Raw genomic sequence first — 6,344 nt, 5'->3', positions numbered from 1 at the left:
CTCGGCTACGTCTGCGATGACCGCCGAGCCGAATAAATCAGCGTTTCCTTAGCGACCGGACGTTTCGCGGCAGCCATGCGCCGCTGTTTCGGTCGCCAAGCATCGAGTCTGGAGAAGCGCATTGCGACGTCTGATTCTGGTTGGCATGACGATGTGCGCGGTGCTGTCGGCCGGCGCCGCATCGGCCGAAACCGTGTTGCCCGCGACCACGTCGTGGATCGGCAACACGTTCGGCTATGGCGACGGCCGCTGGACGCAGATCGATATCCGCGCGATCGCGGTCACGCCCGACGGGAAGGTCTATACGAATGCGCCGTGGGACGAGAGCGGCGCCGAGGCGAGCGTCTATCAGGACGGCAAGATGCTCGGCTTCGCGGGCGGCACGCACGGCTGGGGCAATCTCGGCGGCAATGCGATCGCGGTGAACGGCAAGTATGCGTATGTCGCGATCGGCGTCGGCAACGAACGCGGCCGGCTGCAGTCGCCCGGCATCTGGCCCGACAAGGGCAAGCAGTGGTTCGGCATCTCGCGGCGCGCGATCGGCGACATGAAGCAGCCTGCGCCGTTTCGCGCGGCGCCGTCGGTTGCACCGGGCGGACGGGCCGACGCAGGCCGCGCGCGGATGGCCGCGAGCTTCATGGTGGTCAACGAAGTGCCGGCCGCGGCGAAGCCCGACGCCGGTGAGCTGAAGGCCGAAGTCGGCGGTCTCGCGGCCGACGACAAGACGCTGTTCGCGACCAATCCGTCGCACGACGCGGTCGACGTTTACGACGCGGAGACGATGCAGAAAAAGGGCACGTGGAGCGCACACGAGCCCGGACGCATCGCGCTCGCGGCCGACGGCACGCTGTGGCTGCTGACCGACACGCTGAACGGCCCCGCGCGCCTCGTGCACGTGCGCGCGGACGGCCGCAAGATCGACGACGCGCCCGCGCTGCCGGACGGCACCGACGCGGTCGACGTGGCGGTCGACACGAAAGGGCGCGTGTTCGTCGCCGACAACGGCCCGCGCCAGCAGATCCTGATTTTCTCGAAGAGCGGCGAGCGCTATGCGCCGTCCGGCACGATCGGCGTGCGCGGCGGCATCTTCGCCGGCCCCGTGCCGGGCCGTCCGGGCCCGCAGCGCTTCAACGGGCTGACCGGCGTCGGCGTCGATCGCGCGGGCAACGTCTATGTCGCGATGAACGGGATCGGGCCGCGTCACGACACGATCGGCGCCGGCCTCGGCGCGGTGCTCGAGAGCTACACGCCGGACGGCACGCTGCGCTGGCAAGTGCAGGGGCTGCTGTTCGTCGACGGCGCGTGGCTCGATCCCGCGCGGCCCGACAGCGTGTACACCGGCAACAAGCGCTTCGAGCTCGATCTGTCGAAGCCGCCCGGCCAGGACTGGAAATATGTCGGCTTCCTGTCGAACCGCTTCAAGTATCCCGACGATCCGGTGTTCCACACCGACCAGTGGCCCGGCATGCCGACCGCGCGCCGTCTCGACGGCCGCACGTTCCTGTACCTGACCGACATGTATGCCGATCACCTGAAGATCTACCGGTTCGACGCGAAGCGCGACGGCGAGGTCGCGATTCCGTCCGGGCTGATCGCGGGCCGCGCGCGGCCGGTCGACAAGGTGCCGAACAAGCCGCCGGGCGGCGACTGGCTGTGGCGCGACGCGAACGGCAACGGTCGGCTCGACGCGGACGAATTCGAGATCAACACGACCGGCAACGCGAAGGCGGGCGGCTGGGGCTGGTGGATCGACACGAAGGGCGACATCTGGCGCACGAGCGACGTGCGCGGGATTCACCGGTTCCGCTACGGCGGCGTCGACAAGGCCGGCAACCCGATCTACGCGTACGACAAGGTCACGACGTATCCGATGCCGAAGCCGTTCACGCAGCTGCGCCGCGCGGTCTACGACGCGCGTACGGATGCGCTCTACGTGACCGGCTACACGGCGGACGCACCGCCGCAGCCCGGCATCAACAAGGAAGTCGGCCGCGTGCTGGTGCGCTTCGACAAGTGGTCGACGGGCTCGCCGGTCGCGCGCTACACGATCGCGCTGCCGTGGCAGCTCGACGCGAAGCCGATTCTCGACCTGATCGGGATCACCGTCGAAGGCCGCTACATCTTCACGGTCGAGCCGGTCGGCAAGATCCACGTGTACGACAACGAAACCGGCAAGGAAGTCGGCGTGATGAGTCCGGGGCCGGAGGTCGGCCGCGCGTCGGGATGGGTCGACGTGCCGTTCGGCATCAGCGCGTTCCGCCGCGAGAACGGCGAGTACCTCGTGTTCGTCGAGGAAGACGCGCGCGGCAAGGTGCTGATGTATCGCTGGAAACCGTGACGCGCGGCCGTCGACAAGGCACAGGCATGGACAAACGCATACTGAAGAACGTATCGATCAATTTCGTCGGGCTGATCCTGCCGACCTTCGTGTCGCTGGTCACGGTGCCCGCGTATATCCACGCGCTCGGCGTCGAGCGCTACGGCGTCGTCAGTCTCGTGTGGACGCTGATCGGCTATTTCGGGATTCTCGATCTCGGCATGAGCATGGCCGCGCAGAACCACATCTCGAAGGCGCTCGCGAGCGGCGATGCGGCCGAAAGCGCGCGCGTATTCTGGAGCGCGTTCTGGCTCAATCTCGGCACCGGCATCGCGGGCGGCCTGCTGATCTACTTCGGCGCATTCGTCTACACCGCGTATTTCACGAAGGTGTCGGCCGCGATGCAGCACGAGGTGTATCTCGCGCTGCCTTGGCTCGCGCTCGCGATTCCGCTCGCGAACGTGTCGTGGGTGTTCGCCGGCGCGATCAACGGCGCCGAGCGTTTCGGCGTGTTCAACACGAACCAGACGATCGGCACGTTCCTGTTCCAGCTGCTGCCGCTCGGCGCGGCCTGGTGGATCGCGCCGAACCTGCAGACGGTGCTCGCCGCCGCGGTCGTCGCGCGGCTCGTCGCCGCGGTGATGCTCGGCTATGCGAGCGTGCGCGTGCTCGGGATCCGGCGCGTCGATCCGCCGCAATGGGGCACCGCGAAAGGACTGTTCAACTTCGGCGGCTGGATGCTGATCGCGAGCACGACGAGCATGATCGCCGACACGCTCGACCGCGTGATGCTCGGCGCCGGCATGGGCGCGAAATTCGTCACCTACTACACGGTGCCGCAGAACCTCGTCACGCGGCTGAACATGCTGCCGAACGCGCTCGTGCGCACGCTGTTCCCGCGCCTGTCCGCGCTCGGCCGCGAGCACGCCGACACACTTGCGCGCCAGTCGCTCGAATTCCTGAACGGCGTGTTCACGCCGGTCGCGATCGTCGCGATCTTTGCGCTGGCGCCGTTCCTGACGCTGTGGGTCGGCCCCGATCTGGCCGCCCATTCGGCGCCGGTCGGGCGCGTGCTCGTGGTCGGCGTGTGGCTCGTCGGTCAGGCCAGCGTCACGCGGATCCTGATCCAGTCGCAGGTCAACCCGGCGCGCGCGGCGCTGGCCGGGCTCGTCCAGATGCCGTTCTTCGTCGGCGCGCTGTGGCTCGGCATTCATCGCTACGGGCTGATCGGCGCGGCGGTGGTCGTCGCCGCCCGCGCGCTGGTCGACTACGGCGTGCTGCTCTATCTGTCGGCGATCCGGATGCGCGCGATCGTGCTCGACATGGTCGCGCACCTCGCGTTCCTGCTCGTGAGCCTCGCGCTTGCGAACGCCTGGCCGGGGCTTGCCGAATCCATCGGCATGTGCGCGATCGTGCTGACGCTGAACGTCGCCTGGTCGCTCACGATGACGCCGGGGCTGCGCGCGCTGGCGTCCGGCCTGATCGGCCGTCTCAATGCGAGGAAAACCACATGAATCGCGATCTGGCGGAACACGCCCTTCTCAATGCGGCGCCGGCCGACGCGACGGTCGCGGCCGTCGCCGGCGAAGCGGGCACGCTGCGCGCGGTGCCGCGCGACGAACCGGCGCCCGCGCGCGATGCGTCGCGCCCGCTGCGCGTCGCGATCGTCCACGACTGGCTCGTCACGTATGCGGGCGCCGAGCGCGTGCTCGAGCAGATCCTCGCGTGCTTTCCCGACGCGGACCTGTTCAGCCTCGTCGACTTTCTCGACGATCGCGCGTTCGTGCGCGGCAAGCCGGTGACGACGACGTTCATCCAGAAGCTGCCGTTCGCGCGCACCAAGTACCGCAGCTATCTGCCGCTGATGCCGCTCGCGATCGAGCAGCTCGACGTATCGGGCTACGACCTCGTGATCTCGAGCAGCCACGCGGTCGCGAAAGGCGTGCTGACCGGCCCCGACCAGGTGCACATCAGCTACGTCCATTCGCCGATCCGCTACGCGTGGGATCTGCAGCACCAGTATCTGGAGCAGTCGAACCTCACGCACGGGCCGAAGTCGCTGCTTGCGCGGATGATCCTGCACTACATCCGCAACTGGGACACGCGCACCGCGAACGCCGTCGACGGTTTCATCGCGAATTCGGCGTTCATCGCGCGGCGCATCCGCAAGGTCTATCACCGCGATGCGGCCGTGATCTTTCCGCCGGTCGACGTCGACGCGTTTTCGTTGAACGAAGTGAAGGACGACTTCTACCTGACTGCGTCGCGGATGGTGCCGTACAAGAAGATCGACCTGATCGTCGAGGCGTTCTCGCGCATGCCCGAGCGCAAGCTCGTCGTGATCGGCGACGGTCCCGAGATGGACAAGATCCGCGCGAAGGCCGGCCCGAACGTCGAGATCATGGGCTATCAGCCGTTCGCCGTGCTGCACGACCGCATGCGTCGCGCGAAGGCCTTCGTGTTCGCGGCCGAGGAGGACTTCGGCATTTCGGTCGTCGAGGCGCAGGCGTGCGGCACGCCGGTCATCGCGTACGGCAAGGGCGGCGCGCTCGAAACGGTGCTCGATCCGCGCGCCGACATGAACCCGACCGGACTGTTCTTCGACGAGCAGACGCCGCAGGCGATCGTCGCGGCCGTCGACGATTTCGAGCGCGCGCCGCAGCGCTTCACGCCGCGTGCGTGCCGGGCGAACGCCGAGCGGTTCTCGGCCGACACGTTCCGCCGACGTTTTCTCGATTACGTGGAGACGGCGCTGCCGGGCGCCACCGCGCAGCGCGGCGCGCCGGCCGCGGCGCCGGTTCCGCGCGGGCCGGCGACGCTCGTGCTCGACCAGAGCGGCGTGCTCGGCGGGGCGGAGCTGTCGCTGCTCGAAATCATGAAGCACATGCGCGCGAACGCGGACGTGCTGCTGTTCGACGACGGTCCGTTTCGCGCGGCGCTCGAGGAAATCGGCGCGCGTGTCGACGTGGTCGAGCAGGGCGCGCTTGCCGGCGTGCGCAAGCAGGGTGGCGTGTCGCTCGGCGCACTCGCACAACTGTGGCGGCTCGTGCGCGACGTCGCGCGGCGCGCGCGCCGTGCGGAAGTCATCTATGCGAACACGCAGCGCGCGATGGTGGTCGCCGCGCTCGCCGGGCGGCTCGCGCGCAAGCCGGTCGTCTGGCATTTGCGCGACATCGTCAGCGCCGATCATTTCGGCGGCAAGCAGCTGCTCGCGATCAAGCATTGCGCGCGGCTTGGCGTCACGCGCGTGATCGCGAATTCGGATGCGTCGGCGCAGGCGTTCCGCGCGCTGACCGGGTTCACGCCGCAGCACGTCGACGTCGTGTTCAACGGGATTGCCGCGGAGCCGTTCGATGCGCTCGACAACGTGAGCCAGGCCGCGCTGCGTGCGCGATTCGGGTTGCCGGCCGACGCCTGGCTGGTCGGCTCGTTCAGCCGCCTCGCGCGCTGGAAAGGGCAGCACGTGCTGCTCGAAGCGGCCGCGCGGCTGCCGGACGTGCACGTCGTGCTCGTCGGCGCACCGCTGTTCGGCGAGGACGAATACGCGGCGCAACTGCATGAAACCGTCGCGCGGCACGGGATGGACGGCCGCGTGCATTTCCTCGGCTTCCAGCGCGATATCGCCGCCTGCATGAAGGCCGTCGACGTCGTCGCGCATACGTCGATCACGCCCGAGCCGTTCGGCCGCGTGATCGTCGAGGGGATGCTCGCGCGCCGGCCGGTCGTCGCGGCGCGTGCGGGTGGCGTCGTCGAGATCGTGGAGCACGGCGACAACGGCCTGCTCTGCGAGCCGGGCGACGCGACGGCGCTCGCCGACGCGCTCGTCGCGCTGCAGTCCGACGCCGCGCTGCGCGCACGGCTCGTCGCGAGCGGTCGCGCGACCGCACTGCGGCGGTTCGGCACGCGCACGTATGTCGAGCGCGTCGAGAAGATTCTCGCGGATACCGCGCGCGCTGCGAAAGCGAAACGTCAGTAAGCGGTGCGCGTCGCGCGCGCCGTCCGCGTCGATCGATATGCGCCCTCACGC

At 68.8% G+C, this 6,344-nt stretch carries 3 protein-coding genes; all 3 read left to right on the top strand.

Annotated features, from left to right (window positions below; translation table 11 throughout):
• The first annotated feature begins 145 nt into the window (after positions 1 to 145).
• From ACSHSS_RS25410 to ACSHSS_RS25400, 3 genes are read left to right on the top strand one after another with little or no spacing between them, the layout of a single operon-like run.
• Positions 146 to 2,338, top strand: coding sequence for a hypothetical protein (locus ACSHSS_RS25410; RefSeq protein WP_445545708.1), 2,193 nt, complete (start codon positions 146 to 148; stop codon positions 2,336 to 2,338).
• A 26-nt stretch (positions 2,339 to 2,364) separates the two neighbouring features.
• Entirely contained in the window at positions 2,365 to 3,831 is a 1,467-nt protein-coding gene (locus ACSHSS_RS25405) for an oligosaccharide flippase family protein (RefSeq protein ID WP_006399606.1), read from the top strand.
• The gene (locus ACSHSS_RS25400) at positions 3,828 to 6,293 is read left to right on the top strand and encodes a glycosyltransferase family 4 protein (RefSeq protein ID WP_059842819.1); all 2,466 of its coding nucleotides are present in this window, start codon (positions 3,828 to 3,830) and stop codon (positions 6,291 to 6,293) included. Before ACSHSS_RS25405 ends, ACSHSS_RS25400 begins: the two co-directional genes overlap by 4 nt.
• The last annotated feature ends 51 nt before the right edge of the window (positions 6,294 to 6,344 follow it).

The organism is Burkholderia sp. BC1 (assembly GCF_052683555.1).
This window is presented reverse-complemented; position numbering and strand designations above follow the sequence as displayed.

What these genes read in the sequence shown, in the direction of transcription:
- ACSHSS_RS25405 (WP_006399606.1), top strand. Translation starts at nt 2,365, where the DNA reads ATGGACAAACGCATACTGAAGAACGTATCGATCAATTTCGTCGGGCTG.
- ACSHSS_RS25400 (WP_059842819.1), top strand. Translation starts at nt 3,828, where the DNA reads ATGAATCGCGATCTGGCGGAACACGCCCTTCTCAATGCGGCGCCGGCC.
- ACSHSS_RS25410 (WP_445545708.1), top strand. Translation starts at nt 146, where the DNA reads ATGACGATGTGCGCGGTGCTGTCGGCCGGCGCCGCATCGGCCGAAACC.